Raw genomic sequence first — 23,813 nt, 5'->3', positions numbered from 1 at the left:
GGTTGAACATGAAACTAAAGAAAATTACTAAGATCTTATTCTCTTTTTTCCTTACTATACTCATGAGTTTTCCATACAGTACTGTTAATGCTGCCAGTCTCCCTGCTGGGAAATTTGATGCAGCTACTGACACAGCTTATAAATTAGAGCTTGATTATCAACTGTTAAATCTAATCTTTAGCACGAATGATAATGCAAATTCTGTTACTTCCTCAATTACTCTGCCAACTGTTTGTGCTAATCAATCAACCGTAATCTGGTATTCCGATAATCCAGCAATTATTAGCACCACTGGTAAGGTTACTAGGCCAACTGGTTCGGATACTTATGTAACTTTATCAGCAATCTTAATTAACAATAATCAGACAAGAGTAAAACAATTTTCCGTAATTGTAAAAGGTACTCAAGTTATCGTCCCTAACTTAACTGGTGTTAGTGATAACTATGTTGTTGCAGAGGAAGAAACCTTATTCCTTAGTGGTATGGTATATGCCACCTCAAAATTAACAAATGTCACCGTACAGCTTTGTAGAAACGATTGGTATAATACAAAAGTTATAACAGAAGTCAAAGTAAATCCACAAGCAACCAGTTATAATTTAAGTAGCATATCCTTTGATACAGATTATCTAGATTTATCAGAAGGTACGTATCAAATAAAGATTTTTGTTACTTCAGAAAATTATTTTGATTCCACAAATCCACTGAAAGTGAGTACCTTAACAATTACGGATGATAAAAAAGATTTATTGGAGGATGAAAGCGATATCCTCTCCATTATCTTTTCAAACAATGATAAATCCAGTAGTGTTATTTCAAATCTTATACTACCGGTATTAGGAAAATACGGATGTACTATAACTTGGCAATCTTCTGATCCATCCATAATAAGTTCTCAAGGTATTGTAACTAGACCATTATATGATACAAAAGTAAAGTTAACCGCTACGTTATCATTTTACGGGATAAGTGTAAAGAAATCATTTAACCTGGTAGTTCTCGGTACTTATGTAAAAAATTCAATCACTATAAAACAATCTGATAATGTTAATAACAATAACAAGAATACGGTTTCTCTAAGCTGGAGCTCTAATCTTCGGGGCCGTGATCACAAATCAGTCCGTCAAACATCGATCCAGATTTTCACATATGGAACGAATGAACTTCGTTTTGAAATGACTGCAGATACTACTCTTACTTCCTGTACTACAAGGCTTGATCCTGGGGTTTATACCGTACGAATCACCTATTACTCCTCATCACGTAAGGCTTTGGCATCTGGAGAGACAACTATTGTCATGAAATAGGTACTCGAAACAAGAACACTTAGTGTTATTCTTTACATTCGATTTTTCCATCGAAGTTTCGTCATAACTAAAATCCATTCTAAGTAGAAAGCACCCAGTTAAGAATTCCTTCTTAACTGGGTGCTTTCTACTTAGATCAATATAATATTATAATACTTTTGATAAGAAATCCTTTAATCGCTTATTCTGTGGATTCCCAAAAAATTCAGCAGGACTATTTTGTTCCTGAATAACACCTTGATCAATAAAAATAACACGGTCTGCCACTTCTTTCGCAAAACCCATCTCATGAGTAACAACAACCATCGTCATTCCTTCTCTACCAAGTTCCTTCATAATGTCAAGAACTTCACCAACCATCTCAGGATCTAAGGCAGAGGTTGGTTCATCGAATAGCATAACATCAGGATCCATTGCAAGTGCTCGAACAATTGCAATTCTTTGTTTTTGACCACCAGATAATTGGGATGGATATGCATCCGCACGATGAGCCAATCCAACACGATCTAATAACTCAAGCGCCTTCTTCTTTGCTTCTTCTTCACTTTTTCCTTGAAGTTTCATAGGTGCTATCATAAGATTTTTTAACACTGTCATATGAGGAAAGAGGTTAAAATGTTGGAATACCATTCCCATTCTTTGACGGTGCTTATTGATGTCTGTCGCCTTGTCTGTAATGTCTGTTCCTTCAAAATATATCTTGCCTTCTGTTGGAACTTCTAATAAGTTTAATGATCTTAAAAAGGTTGATTTACCAGAACCGGATGGTCCAACAACGACAACAACCTCGCCTCTTCTTATCTCTTCATTGATTCCATTTAACGCATGTACTTTATTGTAGACCTTATGAAGATTTTCAACTTTGATTATTACTTCTGCATCAGTGGTCACTGCTTCTCAACCTCCTCTCCAATGAGTTAACTAGTTTCGTAAAGATAATAACTAATACCAGATAAATTAATGCAACTGCGATGAGTGGCATAAAAGCATCATAGGTACGGCCACGAATAATATCTCCAGCTTTTGTTAAATCTTCTAATGCGATATAACCACAAATTGAGGTTTCCTTTAATAAAACAATAAATTCATTACCGAGTGCAGGTAAGATATTCTTAATTGCCTGAGGTAAAATAATGATTCGCATAGTCTGAGCATAGGTAAATCCAAGACTTCTACCTGCTTCAAACTGCCCTTCATCCACTGCCATAATACCAGAACGTACAATCTCTGCTACATAAGCACCAGAATTTAATCCAAAGGCTAACACTGCTACAAATACTTTATTTATATTAACGGAACCAAAAATAACAAAATAAATAATTAATAATTGAACCATAACTGGTGTACCACGAATTACTGTAATATAGATATTACATAAAAAATTTAAGATACGTAACTTACCAGTTTTGGTATAAGTGGAGCGAATTAACGCTATGATAAAACCAAGTAATGCACCTATCAGAACAGCAAAAAAGGTTACTACTAACGTAATCATTAACCCCTTTACTAGGTACATATAACGGTCATCCTCTATAAAATTCAATACAAATCGATCACAAAACTTTTGAAACTTTTCTTCTATTTTCTCAAACATTGTTAACTCAACACTTCCAAACAAACCGCAACCCCCTTACAAAGTATATCTTTACTTCACTTCCAAGTGCTCCTACCCAAAAATCACGCAAAGAAACGTTCGCATTAGCGGACGTTTCCTTATGCCTAGCACTATCTTATCAGCTTCAATTCTTACTCTTTTATATAAATTTTCTTACTCTTTTACGATGATTACTTGTCGTCCAGTATAATAGCTTTCTGAGAAGTCAATGGACTGTCTACGTTCTTCATTATCCGTTAAACCTGCTACACCAATATCAGCTTTACCAGAAGTAATATTTGCAATGATAGAGTCAAATGCCATATCTTCTACCTCAAGCTCCATACCTAAAATATCTGCAATTGCCTGTGCCATATCTACGTCAAGTCCAATAACTGTACTATTTTCAATGTATTCATATGGAGGAAACTCTGCATTCGTAGCCATAACTAAAGTTCCATTTGGACGTTCCACATCTTTTTTAAAGTAAGGAGTGGATCCTTCCACATTTCCAATATAATAATCAATAATTCCTTGTAGTGTTCCATCTTCTTTAATCTGTGCAATGGCTGCGTTGATTTTATCTTTTAACTCCGTATTATCCTTTGCGATACCAATTGCATATGCTTCTGTAGTATATTCTTCATCTATAATCTTTAATCCTTTGTTCTGCTCAACAAAAACCTTCGCTGGTTGATCATCAATAACCACTGCATCAATCTTACCTTGCATTAAAGCTTGAACTGCTTCAAATCCTTTATTGTAATGTTCTACTGTTTTAACTCCAAGCTCTTTATCATCCGTAACTAAAATATCACCTGTGGTACCTGTCTGAACACCTACCGTTGTTCCCTTTAAATCTGCAATTGTATTAATCTTAACATTGCTTTTGGTTCCACACCCTGCAAGAGATGCCATCATCACTCCTGCTAATACTACGGACATAATTTTTTTCATCTTCATAACGATTCCTCCTCTTATCTAATAGGAAAGACTATTCTAATAACAATCTCACATTTTCCTTATGTATTTTCCTTTATCTTTGTTGCAATTCGAATTATAACACCCCTTTTATAAAAATGCAACAATTATTTATAAATATTAGTTATTTTTATTTTTTACTTCTAAATATACATCTATCAATGTATTCAATCATTGCATATTATTGTTGTTTTTACTGAATTTATCTTGGGTTTTATGGATTAAATCCAATATTATATTTATACATGTCCATCTATTTTTTATACATTAAGTAAAAAAATTATACATATAATGTTTTTGTTTAGAAAACCGACTCCTTTCTTTTTATTCATCACATATTCGACTTTACCGCATAAATTAATATAGAAAGGAGTTGAAAATTATGTCTTGTTGTTGTTGTTTATTAGGTTTAGGCTTATGTGGTTGTAGAGGATGTCGTTGCCGTCGTTGTTGCTGTAATTGTGATAGGGATAGAGATAGGGACAGAGATCGAGACAGGGATCGTGATAGGGACAGAGATAGGGATAGGGATAGAGACAGGGACAGAGACAGGGATTGTGATTGTTTCTCATGTTCCTTCGACTGCCATGATCGAGGATGTTGTTGTGCTTCTGGAAGTCATTGCAGAGAAGAGGAATTTCGTAACGGTATCTGCTCCGATGGCTTTAGTTCCTCCAGCGGGTTTAGTGGCTTGAAATGCCCAAATGGATCAGGTAATTGTTTTTCACCATTCTAATTAGCAAAAATAATACTTTATTCATAGTAAAAGGAGACTTTGCATAATCCTGCTAAGTCTCCCTTTATAATTTAAAATACAATTATTCTTTAATAAAATCTCAATTTATTATTTCTTGATTTATGTAATTTCTTTTATCACATATTATTTTATAAATCTACAGATAATATCTTTGAAAGGAAGAGACAAACATGGACTTATTAAGTAATCAAGAAATACCAATTGGATTTAGTATGGCACTTGCCAAAGACACTACTGCCATGAATGCATTTTCTTCTATGCCAAAGGAAAAGCGCACACAAGTAGTCGAGCAATCTAGGAATATCCATTCCAAAGAGGAAATGGAACAATTCGTTAATAGTTTTACACAAAACCGAACCTATTAAGTTAGAATTCCTTATTAAAATAACCACGAGAGAAATGCGAGGTGTTGAGAATGACTTATGTTGCTCCAGCATTACAGAGCAAATTCGATTCATTATCAGAAGGTCTTAGAAGTATGATTTTAGAACGTAACATCCAACTTAATACGATGCAAGACTTAATTAAAGTACTGGAAGATATCGTAAATGAAGCAGAACAAGAAGATAATTAGAGAATTTGTTCGTTTGGATTGTTAGGATAGTACTCCTTTCAATCCTTACATATTATAGTTAAATCAATTTCATTTATTCATATTATATTGTACTTTTTTCGTTCATTTCATATCTCAATCAATAGATGCCACCAACCATCGAATCATCCAGACTGGTTTTATCTGTATGAATCATTATTACATCCCCAAAATCAAACGCACCCCTTCCAAAGTAGTCCTTTTTTGGTATTTTTCTGTAATAAGATATCATTTGATCTATCACGGTCGTTCATAATATCAATTAGTACCTCAACTGGAAATCGGACTTCATTTCGAAGAATTCCTTTGGAATCTCTCGCTATGTAGTAGGCATTTCCAAACGTATTGCTAACATAATCTCTGATATAGTATAAACGCCTAAATTCAGGATGTACTTAAAAAAGATTCCGGTGCCCTATGTTAGGCTTCCGAAATCTTTTCACTACATCCTTGTCGTCTTCTGCATTGATTTACATTTTAGTTCAAACAGTGATCGCAAATGATTTAAACCGTTGAACTACATGGAATATATTTTTGAACAAATACAAAAGAAATGAGAGGTATTGTGAATGACCTATATCATTACAGTGGAAATTCGATTCATTATCTTAAGGTTTTAGAAGCATATGTCTGCTTTTTATTTATCACAATATTATTTATCACAATATTATTTAGCATCATCTACTTCCCTATTTCTGCAATCCAATCTTGTTTTAATTGAATATACGAATAACCAAAGTAATCTTCATAAGATATTGTACTATTACAGAAATCTATTACTGTATCAATGGTATATTTTTTAACTAAATAGTTCACAAAAGAGCTAGCCTGAAAGTATGTTAACTCATCCCCTCTAGACTTATTTTTATTATCAATATGATATAAATCACTTATCAAAGGAGAATTAAAATGTTCTTGTTCCCAGCTTGATGATTGATTTCTTAGTTTTGCATAGCAATAGGCATCTATTGCTAGTTCCATATTAAAATCACTGATACTATTTAAACTACCACCATGCTCAATATAAAACTTGTAAATATCATCATTCTTGTCAAATTGACAAATTGTATCATAATACCATTTTCTTTTTTCATTATTTGGATAAACAACACAACTTAAATATTCAGCTAATCCTTCATCTATCCATCTCTCATCTCTTTTATAAGGAATCATTTCATGCACTATTTCATGAGTAAGACCATATATTCCAAATGCTAAATTAATTTCATTAGACTTTCTATCCACATAGCAGAGAGAAAGACCTGTTCGCATATAATAGCGATATGATACATCCACATTTAGTTTACTAAAACTAATGGCAGCATTTTTTCTTAAGTAATTTTGCAAGTACTCTCTAAAATCCTTCGCAAGACGAATAAATTCCTCCATCTGCTCCGCAGTTGTAAAATAGTTCTCAATTGGTTTAAAATAATATGATGAATCATTCGTATGAACTATTAATGGATATTCATTATCCTTTGCATAACATGTTATATCCATAATTTCATTAGATTCATCTAACTCCTTATTAACACCAATAGATGTTAACCACTCTTGCCTATTATCCATATCATCATATAGAAAATCTAGTATATCATTGTCATTTATTAGATATTTTGTGTAAGAATAAGCGGTCATGAAGGCTATCTCAAATTCTTCCTTCGTATTCCATTCATGCAGAAATCTACCGCCAAACAATCCTAGCAAATCGAAGTTGTCGGCATTTAGGTAATAATCCGCTAATTTACTATTATCAATTAGTGATTCGTTTATATATCCACATAAGCCTATTGCCTTCCACGGTTCCTTAATATCAAAATAAAGACTAACTAAATAATAAAGAAAGTCTTCGCTATTGATATGATCAATAGAGCAATAAATACTGGAATCTACTAAAAAGATTTGATTCTGAACAGTTTTATCTAAAATATAAATGTAAATTTTTTTATCTGGTCTGTATAAAGTTTGTTTTTTCATTAATTCAAACTTATCTACCAGAATTTCTGTTATTTCTTTTTGAACCTTTTTACTGTAAATATTATTTTTTATGCCAATTCCTATGTATTCATTTTCAGCTAACATCATATCAAAAGTTGCATTGTAGGAATCACTCCAATTATGCCTACTATCTTTCTATTCTTTTGGCATATGATTTTCCCAGTTCCATTCTAAATTATGATTAAATATAAATACACACACGCTAAGTAATGAAAAAAATATAAGTATGCCAATCATAAAATATCTTTTTTTGTCGTTTTTATTATGGGCAAATTTTATCATCATATCGTTCCTCTCTATTTGCATAAACTTTTTATATGATATTTACTCCTGTAATAACAGAATAGGACTCATAATGCAACTAGTTAATTAACTACACAGGTTGCTCACAAAGTTACTTAGTGGAACTAAAGTTAACCTTTTGTGTCTACGCTAATGACAAATGTTCACTATGATTTCAATGTTGCCAATAAGTAAAACGCTCTAACCTTTTATGATTAAATCGGATATTCGCAATCCGCTTACGCTACTTGCTCATAAACTAATTTCCATTATGTAGAATTTCAACAGGACTACTCCTGCTGAAACACGCAAGTCTCTACCCCCGCTTATAGAAGCAGGGGGACCTCCCTGATAAGGTAAAATAAAATATTCTTCTATTCTCGTTCCGGATGATAACCTTCGTAAGTACTATTGCACTTTAGACATGGAAATGCACCATACTCTGAACATTCCTCTAACGATTCACAGAGAATATCTTCAAGTATTACGCCATTTTTAAATGCCGTTTCTTTTCGATTCACCCAATCTAGGCACCCCTCTTTGTGATAAAGTAGGTACCATGACTTTTTTTCAAGAATATAAGTGATATTTTTCTTACTTTCTGCTGCATGGAAAGAATGGCGATTGTAAAAACGTTCTGGTGAACTTTGATACGGATATCCCTGAAATAATACAAAGAAACTACATTCCCTAATCGCTCTGTCCCAATCTGAGTTATCCAACTGCGGTAAATGGAACTCGTAGGAAATTCCAAACTCTTTCGCGATCTCGATATGACTGTCGATATAATATTTCATAGTATCCTCAATTGTCTTTGTTACCGTATCTCTTTGCACCGCTAAGAATTTAGTTTCATCCCATAAAAAATAAGATGGATTTTTATCATAATAGCTAGTAAGCTTAGTTAGTCGCTTTAAGTCTTGATAGTGTATCCAGTATCCATTTCCATTTTGCTGATCTATCGGTTCAATATAACCATATTCCTTATCTTCTTCCTCTATCATTTCTAATATGTTCTGTTTCACACTTATGCCATCCCGTAAATTCAATGTAATAACATCAGATAATGTAAAAAATACTTCGTAACTATCATCTGAATACCGATAGGGAAGCTTTTCTGTCCAAGTCCTAATTAACAGTGTTTTTCCGCCACCTATCTTTTCTTTCTTACAGTAGTTTACATACATTCCATCATAATCAATAATGGTTATAATAGGTATACTTAGCATCAATCGTTCCCTTCGTTCTTCATCCTCTAAAATTCCTAAAGAAGCAAACATACTTTGAAAAAAAGAAGATGCAGCAAGCTCCTTACTTAGCGCAACACTGCCCCCTTCTTTTTTTTCAAGTCTACTAGTTCCAGCATCTACTGCCTGATTAAAACATGCATTTAACGTCGTACTTTCCATTCGGATTGTTAGCATTTCATGATAGCTTATGTCCTGTATGGTGATAAATGCGATTACAATTATGACAAATATAATAGCATAGTGATATAATTTCATCTCTTTAACCTACATCCCCTTCGTGCTAATAAGGCAATTTCCACCCAAACTATTAATCATTATTTCTTAACTCCCGAATTCTAGCTCCATATGTACTAATTAACTCCTTTCTCCCACTTTCCACGTTCCATAAATTTATCTTTAGATAACCACCATAGAAAAACCAATGTCTTGCCTCTGTAGAATACAAATTGTTCAAAATATCTTCGTGTGTTGTTACTGTCCAATATGTTTGATTCCTATTAGAATACACTATCCTGTTATTATTCTTATGATAAATTGGCTCAAAGATATAAGATTCACTCAACAACTCTATCTGAAGTACTGGATAGATATTGTGTATACGATCTTGAAATTCATCGTACATCTCCTTTGTTAAATATCCATGAGTAGTAACATCTTCCATAAAATTTTCTGTATATCCTGATAACTCCTCTTGACACAATAAATCAGTTCGTTTGCTTAGATAAAGCATAGGAATTAGGAAGAAAATAATCAATGCAACCAATATATCTGTAACCTTCTCATATATATGCATACTATAGTATCATTCCTCCATATACATATTCATTCCCTCTTACACCTGTTGGTATAAAGAGTGACTCTAATTGTTCTATTACTCCATCTGTGGTAAGAATAATCCGAACTGTTACATAATCTCCTTTCTCAAAAAAGAATACGGATTCTTCCATTACCCTATTTGCCACATCCGTATATAGTAATTGCTCCCTTGTTTCCCCTTGCTCATAGAGGAATTCTCGATAACCCTCTAGCTCTACGGTAAAGCCCTCTAATAATCCATCCATCCGATCCAAAAAGTCTTGATACTGCAGTTTCGTAATCTTTTTTTCCACTTTTAGATGTTCAACAAAACTTATCAGCTCCTGTAATATTACTTCCTCTCTTATCTGCTTTTGTAATGTGGCATCATACCGCAGAGGAAATAAAAAAAGTAATACTACTGCCAAAAGAACCGCTGTTATCCTTCCAAGTGTATCCATATCTTAGCTCCTACTCTTTTGGATTTGTCATAGCAGATTCCACTGGATTTGTTATAAGATTTAAACATGCTGTTTCTTCTACACTTTGTATATAAAATAATAGAGTCAGTGCAAAACAGAATAACAATGCTCCAAACACATGGGATAAAAACGCCGTAATTTCCTCCATATTTTCCTCCTTCTTTGTCTATTTAAAGTTTCTTTTTTATGTTCTGCAATCCACTACACTACCGAAATGATGACACTTGTATCTTCATGATTAACAGAAGTCTATGGAGAAGTTCTATAACTCCTTTTTTGGAGCTTTAGAACTTCCTCTTAAACTTTTACTGTTGAACAAATGTCATCATCGTAACAACCCCATTTTGATCTAAATATGTTTCTCCAAGGAAATTACCATCTGGATTGACATAATATTCACTCTTTTTTTCTTTAATTCTTTCAACGTCGTACTGGCTTGATTGAAATATAATACCCGTGCCAGCAATATTACGCAATCCAGTATAAACAATAATGGAGAACACTCCAGTTCTTATTTCATCCTCATATTTTTCAATTGCCTCAACGACCTCACGACCACTGACCTTAATCCCATCATACATTGTCTTATTGATATCCTGATACTCACTATTCATTCTTGTAATTTGGCTTATGCCACCGCTACTTGTATTCTTTGCTTCTCTTGAAATATAAAAGCCTAAGCCAACGACAATACATGTAATTACCACTCCAGCGGCTAAAATTAAACCCTTTAATGAATTATCCATATAAATCCTCCATAAATCTATTATAGTTCGACATTTTTAAGCTACTAACCATACTCTTTTCTTGTAAGCTGCATACAGTATTTCATATCATGCAAATAACTTTTTAGATCACTCATAAACTTCTTAAACCACGCATAAACTTCTTCTTCATTTATGCGTAAATTCGACCCTAATAATTACATCATTATCATCACGGACAACTTTTCCTTGAAACATTGCAAGTGGATTAACATAATGTATACTGGTAATGTCTCGTAACTCATTCAAAACAGAGTTATTCTGGTATGTGTGATTTCCTAACGTTGTAATAATCGTGACTGTAACCGGTGCTTCTTCTCCACCCTTATATTTTCTTAGCTCTTTTCTTGTAAAATTGACAACATCGCTTCCAGTTACCTCTCTATCATCGAATCGATTGATATCTTTCTCTGAAATCTCTCGTTTAAAGTCCGATAAACTTTCTGCAGAAGACATCGCTGTAGATTTTGCTTCTCTCGCCATATAAAATCCGATTCCAATTACCATGCATGTAAGGACAACGCCTGCTGCCATAAGTAATCCCTTTATTGCACTTTCCATATCCTCCTACTTTCCGGTTGCAATCGCCTCACTAATTTCCATAAGCTTTGATAAACTGACAGTGACAAAAGGTAAGATAAGATACAAAGCAATCGTTATTACCAAAGGTAGAAATGATAGGAATCTACACAGAATTCCTTTTTGCTCTAATTGATAATTCGTTTGCTGCTGCCTCTTTTCACTGTAAAATTGAATTTCTAATGCAACCTCGTCCAATGCTTTTGTTACTCCGATTTCATCGCACATCATCAAGTTATCAATCAACTTATGAAATGATTTACAATATGTATTCTCTCTTAATTGTTGTAAGGCTTCCTTCTGTCCAACATCATAGTCCATTAAACATTGGCATAACTGCTTCTTAAATATAATGGAGAAGTCCTCCATTATCTCAAGTAACTCAAATGTTGAAATACGATCCATATACATTACCATCATCAGAATTGACTGAAATTGAAATACCTCATCCTCCATATAAACTTTAGCAAGCCGTACTCGGTATTTTAAAACCCAAATCGGAATGAGAAAACCTAGAATGAAAGATAACAATCCTATGAAAAGAACCCCATCTTTCCATAAAGATGCCAAGAATATTACAGACCATAGAAAGGAAATTGAAAGCCCTAGAAATCCACAAATAATTCGTTTACATAGAAACTCTGAAATCTCCATAGTTTCTCCGGTTTGCATTAATGAGATGCGCTGTTTCTCTAACGTTCTAGGAAAGAAGTGCTCATAATTTCGGCAGAATCTCACAAACAAGATATGCGTAGATGCTTGTTTTAGCCATGGATGGCGTTTACTAATCACTTTGATTGGTGTTTTTAGTAGATAAAACAGATAATATAGACCAACCGTTAGAATAAAGAGAAAAGCATAAAATAGAATACGGTACGCGCCTTCGTAATAAGCAGATAGCTCCGCTAAATTACTAAGTCCCCAATACTCAATGGCTCCTAGGGTAGTTAATGGTACTACAATAAGGAAGGTTAATCCAGAAAAATGATGTTTTAAAGTTTGATTGTTTTTTAACTCGATATGTATTTCTTCTCTCAGGTTCTTTAAATTTCTTAAATAAAGAGATTGTCCTTCTACTGTTTTATCTCCAAATTCCATGACCATAAGACTTAATGTTAAAAACATACGAAAGTAACGATTTTGATTCCTAAGTTTGAATCTTTCTTTTGATAAACTAATGTCTACGGAGCATAAAACTTCATAGATTACATATATAATCTCTTTTAATTTAGAGTTTTTACATACCTCATAGGCCTCCTCAACCGCTTCATCTACCATCCCATGAACATAATATCGATGCCTAACCTCCGATAACAACCAGTCAAGATCGAGTAATTCCTTTTCATAGCTTAGGTTCTCTTTTTTCCAGTATATTTCCATATTAATAACAAATAAAACTACTGCTATTACGCTAAAATAATAGAAGGAAAATGAAATATTAAGTATTGTAAGAATCATTAGCGAGAGGGCATAGAGTACGATTGCAGTTAGAATTTGCTTCCTTCCCTTATGTATAATTCTCATGTCCCCTCTCCTCCTTTTGAAATAGCTTTCTATACTCATCTTTCTCCTGTATGGAAAGATGAGTAAATATTTCATCTTTTGTAGCATCACTCATTATTTGAAATAGGTGATATTTCCCCCTTTCATATCTTATAATATCCCTTACAATGATCTCTTCCTCCTGTAGATTTTGTTCAATTTCTGAGACACGTTCAATATAGCGATGCCCATTACAATCTTTTGCCACATGGACATCAAATCGGATCGAGGCTTTTACCTGCATCTGTGCAGCATGCTCATTCTGAAAAGCTCCTGTTATCATTAAATCATTCCGTAGTGCCATAACTAAATGCTTTGTCGTTTTTGCATGGTGAGTAAATATGGTATATTTACTTGCTACTTGTGATACCATAACTAACCAACTTGCCACAGGAGCACTTGCTACCTCACCGATAATATTCACCGTTCCATCGGTTTTCTTTTGAAGATCTAGCCCTTCTCTACCCTGAATCTCTGCTGTTTCTCTAAAACTTACAATATTTCGCTCCGGATATATTTCTCTAAGATGTAATTCAAACACTAGCTCTTGCACACGAAGGGTATACGACGGGGGTATGAACTGAATTAATGATTTTAGTAGTGTTGTCTTACCAGAACCTTGTTCTCCAGTAATGCCAATTATCTGTTCTCCTCGTATTAAAAGACGTAATAAAGTTATCACAAGAGAAGCATTTTGATCGATTATTAGATCAGTTATCTTTGATACTCCCCGGTAGTCAAACTTTCTTATAAAAAATGACCAACTTTCTGCAAATGGTGGCCGAACAACAACTACACGTGAGCCATCCATCATCTCATTTACAATATATCCCCTTACCGCAGATAATTGTCCAGGTTTTCCATAACGATAGATGTTTCGGCATATCTTTTGCAACTCTTCTGTTGTAGAGAAGTAGAGAAAGCTAAGATGAATCATAAGTCCTCGAAAGAATACCCAAATACTATTCTTTAGATTAGAATCAGCAGTAATCTTATCATTCCTCTCCATACTTTCTCCATTACCTGATAAAGCTCCGGATACTCCTGCTGAAACTCCATCAATATTCATGTCCCTCAGTTCATCTACTGGACCATGTCCTTTATAATTTTGATACAATCTCTGAGCAACTATTTCTAACTTATCTGTAAAACCAAGGCGAATGCCCGCGATATCAAATATTCTATGTATCTGCTCTTTCGTTATTTCATATGGGGTATCTTCCCTCTGTTTTGGATTCCATAATTCGTAATCTGATAATAGTTTTGAAAATGCCTCGGCTCCATACTCGGTCTTATATCGATACATTAAGATTTCAAATTTATCCTGGCAAGATAGGGCGAATACATCATGAAAAGGAAGGATAGAATTAATATTCTCAGGCGTAATCTGATACGTACTTTGTAACCACCCTTTGATTTGCTCCTTAACAAAACGTTTTGCTACAGCAGATCCTAAATTACATTCATGTAACGCCTTATGAAGGTAGATTTTCTGATGTTTTATTTTTAGTAATTCTTGTTTTGTAAGATGTTTGTAATGAAGTTCTTCCTTGGTATTATCATAGAAATACTGCTTTAGTCTGTCCTGCAGGATGGGTAACTGATAAGGATTATCCTCTGTCTTCTTCTCTTCCTTACTTCTTGCGTCATACCAAACGAATACTATGAGACTGAAGAGAATTAGCAGTAATACGCTAAATAAAAAAAGATTAAAGAACACTAGAGGCGCCTCCTAATGCAGTCCAGTAACGGTACTCATCTGGTATCCTTAACTGCTTTTCTTCTGATAACCGATAAAGTAATGAGGAGAACCCTTTTACCTGCTCAATAAATTCGAAGTTGTCATCCTCTTTTTCACAATAGACATTTTGGTAAAAAAATTCTTTGATTCTGGTCAAAGACATAGCATCACGAAATTCAACATTGTAAGGAATAACCATGGTATTTTGAAATGTCAGCGCTTTATAACGCTTGCATAGATTTTTTAGATTAAGTTCTGAGCGCTTATCATAATTACCAATCAAAAAAAGAGTCTTCGTCCGATCATAAGTATAGTTATTAAAGAAATCATTCAGTACTCTAGTATTTTGACTTAGACAAACAATAACGTAATCCACCTCATCCCAAAGTTGCTCCATAAATTGATTCATTCCTGTGCATCCATCAATAAAAACATCTTCATAGCATTGCTGCGCAAGATTAAGGATCGTATGAAAAGCCTCCTGTAGTCCATGTTCATATACATCACGATGCTTTGCCTGTGTTCCAGGTAAAAAATCAATACATTCTTCTGTTAACGTTAAACTACAATCCATAAGCAGCTGCCTTGTATTTCTTCCAGATAATATTCCTTGAATCAATTGGTCAATTCCAATATGATAATCACTAACTAGCTCACATTTCTTTTTTTCTAAAAGGCAAGCTTCCAGTTGATTTAGTTCAAAATGTGTTTGTAATAATATACTTTTCTTCTTGTAAAGCAGATCATTCATCATTGCAGTAGCTATCATATTCGAACTAGTTCCAGCCTGTCCATGCGCATTCCCCCAGAATAATACCTTCATCCCCATCTCCCCTTTCCTGCCACCTCAAAGGCTTTCTTTATCTCCTTCTTATCATTCTCCGGTACTAAATAATAAAGTATTTCTAGTATCCCCCTCCGAAGCTTAGAAGATAATTTGGTAAATCGGACTCTATGATTATATTGATTTTCAATTTGATATCTCCTATCCTTATTCTGATATGGAATAAGAATAATCTTTGTTTCCTTCTCCTTCTTCCTTAATTGCCGAAGAACATAGTTTGGTTTAATCTTACAGCTTATTATGTTACGCAGTACTATGATGTCCGGTTGTTTTATTTCTGAAATCATTTTTAAGTAATCAATGGAATCCTTCTGGATATCTGATAAAAATATCATCAATTCACAGTGAGAAATCCAGATTTCATCATAGTCTCGTGCTACTCGCAGAAAGATATCGTCATATTCCAATTTAAATTTATCAAGACAATTAGCTTCATACGAAGAGAATTTGCACCCTAACAAATAGTCTATTTCTCTGTGTTGTTCAATTCTATTCTTAATATCTTCAAATTGATATTTTCCCTCTACATTTTCCTTTTCCACAAAACTTGGAATTGATTCATGTCTCGTTTCATCAAGTATCAAAACACGTCTATTTCTTTGTTTTAGAGTTCTTGCCAAATATAGCATAATATCAGATACTTCATTTCCAACAAAAGCTATCATGGTATCTCCTCCCAACCAATATCCTCAATTCCTTCCTTAGTAAATGCATTCGCATTATCATTTGGTTTTAAATTCTCGTTTTGATCCTTTGTTGATTCTTCCTTCCCGCTCCAATCAATTTCACGTATATCATGGTTTAGAAAATAATGAAGACGGTTCTCTAACTGTTTCCGTAAGCCTTCTATTAATGAGAGTTTAGCTGTTTCAACAATCTCAGGATATTGCTTCATCATTTCTAGGGTTCCTAGTCTTGGAAGATAAGTAACTACGGAGGCTTCTTGTAATTGTGGTTCCAGGTATTTTACTGTATAAAAGCTGGAACCATTGTACAAATAAGCGTCTACCATTGCAGCAGAAAAATTAAGAATTTCTTCCTCCGTCATCCAAAGATAACATGTCTCCTCCCCTTGATTTTGTTTTTCGAGTGTTGATAAACTATGTACGCTTTTTTTCGATAAGACAATATAATCTTCCCCGTTTAAAAATCGAAGTCTAATATCTACATAATCATTTTCTACCAGGTTATCGTTAAGCTTCACCACTTCACAAGCAACTTCTCTAAGCTCATCGGTAATTGTTGTGCTTGTACACATTATTTTTAATATTGGCATATCGACTTCTATCGGGATGACTGCCATCGTTCCTATCTCTTCTTCTGTTATGTAATATTCCATTGGCATATTACACTCAAGATATACCTTTTTCATATTATCATTGTTTAAAATTTCACCTGAAAAAATTTTATTCTTAGCAAGGTAGACGTATCTTTTGCGTTCCTCAATCTTCTTATCATCCTCTATTCTTAACTTTTCTAGGTAAAAAAAAATGCCAACTGCACCAATTACCAACGAAACAATCGCTATTAATACGGAAAGTAATATATTTTTTATTTTTCTCCTTCTTTCAAAACGCGTAACAATTTGTTTTCGCTTCATTCTTATTTCCTCCAATCGCACACTCTCGCAATTGAGTACCGCATAAAATTAGCTCTGTTGTTCTTTTTAATTCCTTCATAAATGCATAATTTACATGGCTCTCATCACAATTATAATTACTATAAATAAAATTGATTGCACTTCCTTCCGATATTGCAGTCTCAAATGGAACAGAATGGGGAAGAATTGCCAACCGTTCGGGTAAAATCTGATACTCGTTCATAATGTGTGGGATAGAGATAGATGAATGCTCACGATAATCACTTATTAAAAATAGAGATTTGTTAAGAATAGTGGAATAAGATTTCATGATTTCTTCAATTAGTAATTCATTCTGAGGTAACTGTACAACTACAAAATCGGCTTCCTCTAGAATTATTTTAGAACTCATCGTTTGGTTTTTGGTATCGATGAAAAGAAAAGGATAAGAAGTTTCAAGAATTTTTAGCATTGGTAGCATGTTACAAGAAAATTCATAGTCAAACAAATCATGGCTAAATGCATTCTGAGGCATGTAGTAGAGACTGTCTTCAATTACTTCTACTGTCATGATTCCTTCACGTCTTTTGTTGGTCATTACGGCGAAATGTTTTACCAAATTATCAAGCATACCATGCTCTAGGTAACGTACACAACCCTGTCTTACGATATTCGTGCTATTTTCATAGAAATAGCATTCAGCAATCGTACTTTCGCTCCAATGATTTTCTAATGTTAATATTCGCAGTTTTTTGCTAAGAACTGCTGCTATGCTTATTGCAGCCAAACTACTGGTAGCGCCGCATGAGCCTTCTTTACTAAAAAAGGCAATTTTCACAACTACTCCTCCTATTAATTACTTTCACTTTCACTGTATGTCCCCTTATCTGTGTTATTCTCATTATAAACAATATGTAATATTTTGTAAATATTTATTTCATTGTGTATTTTCACAGAGTTTAATATCGTTTTTTGTCGTTATAGACAATATGTTTCCATATAGTAAAGTTTTCCTACTTATTTCACTCTATTCATGTAGTATCTCCGTATGTTATAAGAGATTACCTTATTGATATCCATTTACGAATTTCTTGATTCTTCCTATTTGCTCGTCAATTTGCTTCATAACACTCAACTTTTTCTTTTAAATTTTTACATTTATCCCTTGTACAATTCGTAAATTTTGTTGAAGCAATTCATATAATGTAATAAGAAAAAGAAAGGAGTTACTTTCATGGTAAATAGACCTTGTTGTGGTAACAGACCACCATTTTTCCCACCTCCTGGTCCTTGGGGTCCTGGTCCATGGGGTCCTGGTCCATGGGGTCCTGGTCCTTGGGGTTCTGGTCCTTGGATTGGTCCTGGTCCTTGGATTGGTCCTGGTCCTTGGATTGGCCCTGGTCCTTGGATCGGTCCTGGTCCTTGGCGTGGTCCTTGGCGTGGCCCTGGACGTCGTCGTTAATAATCTAGAATCTTAGTCATATCATTCCTTTGAACTTAATATGACTTTATAATTTTCTTTCCTGGAGCAACCAAATAATCCAAAGTGAAGCAGTTTTTCTTCCAAAGGATATTTTAGTTGCTCCATCTTTTTTCGATATTATAACTTTGCAATACTCTAACTTTTTAATCTTCCCCTATATCAGTGTTAAGAATTGTTTATAGCACTTCTTACTTGCTATATTTCATAACCTATGATACGCTAACCACAGTTAGTTTTTACGAAGAAATAAAGCACACAATACGTGCTGGAATAGAGGTTAAGATGCGTATTACAATCTATATGTTACGGACTATTTCTGTCCTATCGATTCTTTATTTTATGCTTGTACTGTTTTACTCTGGTCCAAAAACATCTTTTTTATGGTTTTGGATTGCTCTTGCCTTCGGGCTTATTAGTGCTTCCTTTTTACTTACTTACCTAATAAGGCATCCAAGTAACCTAAATAACTCATTACGAATACTGATCCAATATGGTGCATGGATTTGTCTTTCGTTTTTTTTATTAGTGGAAGGATTCTTAGTCGCTAAAAGTCTACAGACACCTGTTCCCAATGCAGATTACGTAATAATCTTAGGTGCTCAAGTCAGAGGTAAAACCCCTTCTCTTACATTAAATGCTCGCATTAATGCTGCCGCCGACTATTTAAATAAGAATCCGAATTCAAAAGCAATCTGCTCTGGAGGACAAGGAGAGGGCGAAGATATCACAGAGGCTTATGCAATAAAACAGGGTCTTATAGCTCGAGGAGTGAAGGAAGACCGAATATTACTGGAGGAACATTCGACCAATACGGTTGAAAATCTAACCTTTAGTCAATCATTTATCGATGATCCTAAGAGTAGTGTTGTAGTTATTACAAGTAATTTCCATATCTATCGTGCATCAAGAATTGCTAGGAAAATCGGCTATGAAAACCTATCTCTTTCTTCTGCTCAGGAATTTCTACTTACTACTCCTCAGTACTATGTACGAGAATTCTTTGCATTAGTAAAGGATTGGCTTTATCATAATATTTAGATACTACTAAAATACATGTCACTTTTCGTGACTGTAAAAGAAATCCTGCAAAATAGCTGATGTAAATTAGTTATCGTGCATAAGTTCCTTTATTAAGAAAAATGCGAACCCCGAATGGTTCGCATTTTTTATATAGTTATGTAATCATAAAAATTAAACATCTACCTAAAAAATCCTTGATGGATGTCTATAAAAATTTGTAACTAGATAGACTTGTTGTACATAGGAACATCTGAAAGAAACACTCTGCTTAGATGACTTTCTTTCGCTCTACTTTTTCCTATACACTGTCATGATGTCAACGCCACTACTTACTGCTGAAGTCACTTTATCACAATGAAACTTAAAATCATAAATTGGTTCGTTTTCCACACCACTCTCCTTTGCCACTTCATTTATCCTTCGATATACCTGATTCGTTATAAAGTAATCTGCTTTGTCTGGGTTACTATAATAATCAATAACTTCTATCTTCGCTTTCACCTTATCCGGAACAACTTCATAACCCTTACATAATCCATCATACGAAGCCCAGTCCCATGCACTGATTCGAAATCTTTCAACCTCAGGTTCCGCTTCCACCATATGAATTAAGCAATTTGCTACCGAAACATTCCAATAATCATATTCATATCGTTTCTCTGCCTGCTCTCCTGCTAATATATTATAATAGGCATATTGATAAGGGTGATTTATAAACAAAACAATAACCATCGAAAGAAGTTGTATTCCTAGCAAAGCACTACTCACTATCTTAATCCATTTGTTTTTATGCGTGAGGAACCAACGCAACATTGTCACAGCCAGAATAATCATAGGTCCATAAAGAAAATAAAAGTGTCTCCATCCATTATATATCGTAGGACGACCTATCATAATGTAACCAAGTGGTATCCATAGGTATAGAAATAGAATTCCATAGTACAAACCGTTTCCTACCCAGTATTGTTTGCCTCTTTCTCGAACGCTTCGTACAACCGTTGCTATATTACTTAAAATGATAAGGATAACAATTAAAATAGGCGTAGTAATAGCAAATATGACAGGTAGGTAGTGCCATGGTAAAGGATTAAACTCACGATGAAATATATTGCCTTGATACAAGATTACACCATTCCAGCGATAAAAGTTTACACTTGTACCGATGTAGTAAGAAAAGAAGTCTACTGGGTTCTTCCACATCGCGGGCGTTATGAGATAAAAACAGAGAACCATGGAACCAAACGCAGTAACGCCAACGAAAAAGTTCTTCTTATTCCATCTTTTTTCAATCGTTAGTCTTATTATGTAACCTAGCCCAAATAATCCAAAGATTAAAAATCCAAGAATTCTTGTATGTCCAGCAAATGCTCCCGCTATTCCAAAAAGTGCAGCATAACGGAATTGTTTGGTCTCAAGCATTAAAATTCCAAGCCAAATGACCAATAAGCTAAGTGTAAATAGTACGATATCCTTATTATTGTAGAACCCTTCTGCAAAAAAACGGGGACTTAGGTAAATAAGTGCTCCAGCTAGCACACCATATTTCCAATCTCCGAGCAATCGTTTTACAATAAAATAGATACTTATAATTCCAATTACAAACAAACAATAAGTGTAAAAATGCCAGGTAAGCATAACCCCTCTAGCGTCATCTCCACCCGCATGTAAAATTGGAAAAATAGGATAATAAGCTGCTGCCCCATGATCTCTATTTTCATTTGTCGCGATATCAACGATTCCTTTTTGATTCAACTCTTGAACTAAGGAGTTATTTTCTCCACCGAATAACTTCGCATACTCTTTTACATCGGAGGCTAGAATTTTTATTTCCTCCCATTCATCCCAAGGAATACCATAACTTCTAACACTGATTGCTCCGATTAGTATCATTAGTACAAATAACGAAAGAACAATCTTCTTATAATGTTTTTCACACTTTAATACCATATACTCCCTCCAACTCTTTCAATTTTTCTATTCTCTAAACTGCTTCGTATTCTAAATGATTCTCATTCGCTTATTACATAAAGACTCCTGTTTTATCGTATAGTTTGTATTCTTTTTCCCTAAAAATAAGCTTTCTTTTTTCTTCTGTTCTCCTTATAATACCAATATTTTTCTCCAGTATTATACAATTATTAGAACGATATGAAAATGTATTATCCTATATTTTACAGCACTTCAATAACTTACATTTGCAATTGTAAAAGATTTACGGTAGCCTTAAATCAGTTCCCAGGTCTGGGTATCCCCTTCCTTTTTAGTGCACTGTTAATTGTACAGCTAAAATCAGCTTTTGACTTTATTAAGAGGCACTATAAAGTGATTAATATAATTGCAGGTATCCTACTAATCGTCATTGGACTTCTTATGATTACTGGAATTTATGGAAGATTACTCGCCACACTAAGTTTTGGCTAGCTTTTTGCTATTGAAAGGATAGATAACGTATGAACAAGAAAAAAACATATATCATCACCGGTTTATTCACTGCATTGTTACTAGTATCTGCTTTACTTTACAAACAACTTGCGAATGGTTTTGAGCAGGAAGAAGCATTCAAACCTCAATCTGAATCAGAACTTGCAAAGGAAGAGGCAGGTGTTCCAGAAACACCACTTTTTTATTGCCTACATACATAAATTTCCCTAAGAATGTAAATGCTACCGTTATCATGTAATGATAGGAATAATTTGAAACACGATAACATTTTCATAGGAGTTCATATGACCCAGGTAATTAATTCTACCACCATTAAAGAAATATATAAAAAAAGTACTGATGTTTTAGTACGTCCGATTGATATAAAAAGCGCCTACCATCTTACTCTCACTATCTTCTGCGTAGATGGTCTGGTGAATAGTCAAGTATTTGACCTAACAATTATTAAACCTTTAACAGAAGAAGGAGCGAAGCGTTGTTCTACTCAAGAAGCTCTTTTCGAGTATTTCTTTAAAAATGGAGGTGCTTATCACGCCTTCGCCTCGGAAACATCAGATATGGATAAACTGATTACCTGTGTCATGAGCGGTATGGTCGGTTTAATCTTCGATGATTTACAAAAAGCAATTTTATTTGATGTACGAACATTTGACAAACGGTCTGTTTCCGAACCAGCAGAAGAAGGTGTAATGAAAGGAGCAAAAGACTCCTTTATCGAAGTATTACGAACCAACACCGCTTTGATACGAAGACGTATCCGCTCTCCTTATCTGGTGATTGAGCAAATGTATGTTGGTAAACAATCAAGAACCGATGTTGCACTCGTATACCTTAGTAATATTTGTGACATGTCACTTGTCGATAAAATTAGGAAGCAACTGCAATCCATCGATATCGATAATATTGCTGCTGCCTCCTTTGTGGAAGAGTATCTAGTACCACCTAAGCAAACCTTGATGCCACAAATTATGTATACCCAACGGCCGGATCGCTGTTGCTCCAATCTTACCGATGGAAGAATTGCTATTGTAGTGGATGGCATTCCTTTTGTTTATGTGTTGCCATGTCAACTCCCAATGCTTTTACAGTCGCCGGAAGATTATGCAGAAAATTTTATTGCAAGTTCTGCCTTCCGCTTATTACGTTACATTACCGTATTGGTTTCTCTTTTATTACCAGCCTTTTATATCTCAATCACTACCTTTCATAATCAACTGCTACCAGTCCAGATGATACTATCGATTCAAGAGGCAAAAGCGAAAGTACCGTTTTCCTCATGGATTGAAGTTTTAGGGTTACTGTTTTCGTTTGAGATTTTAATAGAAGCAGGCCTTCGTTTACCTAAACCTGTTGGTCAGGCGATGTCCATTGTTGGTGGGTTAGTTGTCGGACAAGCTGCAGTCTCTGCAAATATTATCTCTCCCGTGGTTGTAATTGTTGTTGCACTTACTGGAATTGCAGGATTTACGGTCCCAAATCAAGACCTTGCGATTGCACTGCGTATCTCTCGCTTTGTTCTTGGAATCTTAGCGGCCTTTGCAGGTTTCTTCGGAGTAATGATTGGCATCATCTTTATCTGCCTCCATCTATGTAGCTTAGATAGTTTTGGTGTCGCTTACCTTACACCATTTGTTGATACCCATGAAAATGTTCTCCAAGATACCTTACTCCGATATCCAATAAAAGACTTTGAGTTACGCCCTAAAAAAATTGCAAGAAAAAATCGTCGAAAGCAAAATACACATTAAGGAGGTGCCTCCCGAAATTTCTCGGGAATTATT

Annotated in this window: 26 protein-coding genes; 9 read left to right on the top strand and 17 right to left on the bottom strand. The window is 34.5% G+C overall.

Translation table 11 applies throughout. From position 1 onward, the window contains the following. Nucleotides 1-8 precede the first annotated feature (8 nt). Nucleotides 9-1,307: an immunoglobulin-like domain-containing protein gene (locus CC92_RS0120240; protein ID WP_029501706.1), complete on the top strand. Its 1,299-nt coding sequence runs from the start codon at nucleotides 9-11 to the stop codon at nucleotides 1,305-1,307. Nucleotides 1,308-1,454: 147 nt separating this feature from the next. Here the strand turns inward: CC92_RS0120240 and CC92_RS0120235 are convergent, their stop codons facing one another. From CC92_RS0120235 to CC92_RS0120225, 3 genes are all read right to left on the bottom strand, one after another. Continuing rightward, nucleotides 1,455-2,198 carry an amino acid ABC transporter ATP-binding protein gene (locus tag CC92_RS0120235; protein WP_029501707.1) on the bottom strand — a complete coding sequence of 248 codons (744 nt, stop codon included), beginning with the start codon at nucleotides 2,196-2,198 and terminating at the stop codon, nucleotides 1,455-1,457. Beyond that, nucleotides 2,188-2,901 carry an amino acid ABC transporter permease gene (locus tag CC92_RS0120230; protein WP_029501708.1) on the bottom strand — a complete coding sequence of 238 codons (714 nt, stop codon included), beginning with the start codon at nucleotides 2,899-2,901 and terminating at the stop codon, nucleotides 2,188-2,190. Before CC92_RS0120230 ends, CC92_RS0120235 begins: the two co-directional genes overlap by 11 nt. 174 nt (nucleotides 2,902-3,075) lie before the next feature. After that, the gene (locus CC92_RS0120225; protein WP_029501709.1) at nucleotides 3,076-3,864 is read right to left on the bottom strand and encodes a transporter substrate-binding domain-containing protein; all 789 of its coding nucleotides are present in this window, start codon (nucleotides 3,862-3,864) and stop codon (nucleotides 3,076-3,078) included. Nucleotides 3,865-4,385: 521 nt separating this feature from the next. Here CC92_RS0120225 and CC92_RS22900 point away from each other — a divergent pair. From CC92_RS22900 to CC92_RS22895, 3 genes are all read left to right on the top strand, one after another. Further along, nucleotides 4,386-4,577, top strand: coding sequence for a hypothetical protein (locus CC92_RS22900; protein WP_162175497.1), 192 nt, complete (start codon nucleotides 4,386-4,388; stop codon nucleotides 4,575-4,577). Nucleotides 4,578-4,809: 232 nt separating this feature from the next. Beyond that, entirely contained in the window at nucleotides 4,810-5,004 is a 195-nt protein-coding gene (locus CC92_RS0120215) for a hypothetical protein (RefSeq protein WP_029501711.1), read from the top strand. A gap of 50 nt (nucleotides 5,005-5,054) precedes the next feature. Beyond that, complete coding sequence (locus CC92_RS22895; RefSeq protein ID WP_029501712.1) at nucleotides 5,055-5,213, top strand: hypothetical protein; 159 nt, start codon at nucleotides 5,055-5,057, stop codon at nucleotides 5,211-5,213. Nucleotides 5,214-5,912: 699 nt separating this feature from the next. Here CC92_RS22895 and CC92_RS0120200 read toward each other — a convergent pair. From CC92_RS0120200 to CC92_RS0120135, 13 genes are all read right to left on the bottom strand, one after another. Beyond that, entirely contained in the window at nucleotides 5,913-7,316 is a 1,404-nt protein-coding gene (locus CC92_RS0120200; RefSeq protein ID WP_029501713.1) for a hypothetical protein, read from the bottom strand. Nucleotides 7,317-7,885: 569 nt separating this feature from the next. Next, nucleotides 7,886-9,016 (bottom strand): hypothetical protein, encoded by a 1,131-nt coding sequence (locus CC92_RS0120190; RefSeq protein WP_029501714.1) that lies wholly within the window; start codon nucleotides 9,014-9,016, stop codon nucleotides 7,886-7,888. A gap of 52 nt (nucleotides 9,017-9,068) precedes the next feature. Next, nucleotides 9,069-9,554, bottom strand: coding sequence for a hypothetical protein (locus CC92_RS0120185; RefSeq protein WP_029501715.1), 486 nt, complete (start codon nucleotides 9,552-9,554; stop codon nucleotides 9,069-9,071). A gap of 1 nt (nucleotide 9,555) precedes the next feature. Further along, nucleotides 9,556-10,017, bottom strand: coding sequence for a hypothetical protein (locus tag CC92_RS0120180; RefSeq protein ID WP_029501716.1), 462 nt, complete (start codon nucleotides 10,015-10,017; stop codon nucleotides 9,556-9,558). 10 nt (nucleotides 10,018-10,027) lie between these two features. Then, nucleotides 10,028-10,186 carry a hypothetical protein gene (locus tag CC92_RS22760; RefSeq protein WP_155998260.1) on the bottom strand — a complete coding sequence of 53 codons (159 nt, stop codon included), beginning with the start codon at nucleotides 10,184-10,186 and terminating at the stop codon, nucleotides 10,028-10,030. Nucleotides 10,187-10,343: 157 nt separating this feature from the next. Next, on the bottom strand, nucleotides 10,344-10,784 hold the full coding sequence (locus CC92_RS0120170; protein WP_029501717.1) for a hypothetical protein: 441 nt from the start codon (nucleotides 10,782-10,784) through the stop codon (nucleotides 10,344-10,346). Nucleotides 10,785-10,931: 147 nt separating this feature from the next. Beyond that, nucleotides 10,932-11,363: a hypothetical protein gene (locus tag CC92_RS0120165; RefSeq protein WP_029501718.1), complete on the bottom strand. Its 432-nt coding sequence runs from the start codon at nucleotides 11,361-11,363 to the stop codon at nucleotides 10,932-10,934. A gap of 6 nt (nucleotides 11,364-11,369) precedes the next feature. Beyond that, nucleotides 11,370-12,905: a hypothetical protein gene (locus tag CC92_RS0120160; RefSeq protein ID WP_029501719.1), complete on the bottom strand. Its 1,536-nt coding sequence runs from the start codon at nucleotides 12,903-12,905 to the stop codon at nucleotides 11,370-11,372. Next, nucleotides 12,889-14,643, bottom strand: coding sequence for an ATPase, T2SS/T4P/T4SS family (locus CC92_RS0120155; protein WP_029501720.1), 1,755 nt, complete (start codon nucleotides 14,641-14,643; stop codon nucleotides 12,889-12,891). The genes CC92_RS0120160 and CC92_RS0120155 overlap by 17 nt, the downstream gene beginning before the upstream one ends. Further along, nucleotides 14,633-15,487 (bottom strand): hypothetical protein, encoded by an 855-nt coding sequence (locus tag CC92_RS0120150; protein ID WP_029501721.1) that lies wholly within the window; start codon nucleotides 15,485-15,487, stop codon nucleotides 14,633-14,635. Before CC92_RS0120150 ends, CC92_RS0120155 begins: the two co-directional genes overlap by 11 nt. After that, on the bottom strand, nucleotides 15,484-16,173 hold the full coding sequence (locus CC92_RS0120145; RefSeq protein WP_029501722.1) for a hypothetical protein: 690 nt from the start codon (nucleotides 16,171-16,173) through the stop codon (nucleotides 15,484-15,486). Before CC92_RS0120145 ends, CC92_RS0120150 begins: the two co-directional genes overlap by 4 nt. Next, on the bottom strand, nucleotides 16,170-17,108 hold the full coding sequence (locus CC92_RS0120140; protein WP_029501723.1) for a hypothetical protein: 939 nt from the start codon (nucleotides 17,106-17,108) through the stop codon (nucleotides 16,170-16,172). Before CC92_RS0120140 ends, CC92_RS0120145 begins: the two co-directional genes overlap by 4 nt. Beyond that, on the bottom strand, nucleotides 17,077-17,925 hold the full coding sequence (locus CC92_RS0120135; RefSeq protein WP_029501724.1) for a hypothetical protein: 849 nt from the start codon (nucleotides 17,923-17,925) through the stop codon (nucleotides 17,077-17,079). Before CC92_RS0120135 ends, CC92_RS0120140 begins: the two co-directional genes overlap by 32 nt. Nucleotides 17,926-18,321: 396 nt before the next feature. Here CC92_RS0120135 and CC92_RS22890 point away from each other — a divergent pair, with 396 nt between their 5' ends. After that, nucleotides 18,322-18,549, top strand: coding sequence for a hypothetical protein (locus CC92_RS22890; protein WP_029501725.1), 228 nt, complete (start codon nucleotides 18,322-18,324; stop codon nucleotides 18,547-18,549). Nucleotides 18,550-18,852: 303 nt separating this feature from the next. Next, on the top strand, nucleotides 18,853-19,608 hold the full coding sequence (locus CC92_RS0120125; RefSeq protein WP_029501726.1) for a YdcF family protein: 756 nt from the start codon (nucleotides 18,853-18,855) through the stop codon (nucleotides 19,606-19,608). Nucleotides 19,609-19,878: 270 nt separating this feature from the next. Here CC92_RS0120125 and CC92_RS0120120 read toward each other — a convergent pair whose 3' ends face one another. Then, nucleotides 19,879-21,537 carry a glycosyltransferase family 39 protein gene (locus CC92_RS0120120; RefSeq protein WP_029501727.1) on the bottom strand — a complete coding sequence of 553 codons (1,659 nt, stop codon included), beginning with the start codon at nucleotides 21,535-21,537 and terminating at the stop codon, nucleotides 19,879-19,881. Nucleotides 21,538-21,738: 201 nt separating this feature from the next. On the opposite strand from CC92_RS0120120, the gene CC92_RS22345 reads away from it, so the two are divergent. The 3 genes from CC92_RS22345 to CC92_RS0120110 all read left to right on the top strand — a co-directional run bounded on the left by CC92_RS22345 (nucleotide 21,739) and on the right by CC92_RS0120110 (nucleotide 23,780). Then, a complete protein-coding gene (locus CC92_RS22345; RefSeq protein WP_081841759.1) occupies nucleotides 21,739-22,011 on the top strand; it encodes a cytochrome c biogenesis protein CcdA in 273 nt (90 codons plus the stop codon). Nucleotides 22,012-22,040: 29 nt separating this feature from the next. Further along, on the top strand, nucleotides 22,041-22,232 hold the full coding sequence (locus tag CC92_RS0120115; protein ID WP_029501728.1) for a hypothetical protein: 192 nt from the start codon (nucleotides 22,041-22,043) through the stop codon (nucleotides 22,230-22,232). A gap of 84 nt (nucleotides 22,233-22,316) precedes the next feature. Next, nucleotides 22,317-23,780, top strand: coding sequence for a spore germination protein (locus CC92_RS0120110; RefSeq protein ID WP_051650595.1), 1,464 nt, complete (start codon nucleotides 22,317-22,319; stop codon nucleotides 23,778-23,780). Nucleotides 23,781-23,813 lie beyond the last annotated feature (33 nt).

It is taken from the genome of Lachnoclostridium phytofermentans (genome assembly GCF_000733755.1).
Taxonomy (GTDB): Bacteria; Bacillota; Clostridia; order Lachnospirales; family Lachnospiraceae; genus Lachnoclostridium; species Lachnoclostridium phytofermentans_A.
The sequence above is the reverse complement of the archived record's forward strand: the minus strand, read 5'-3'. Positions and strand labels throughout refer to the sequence as shown.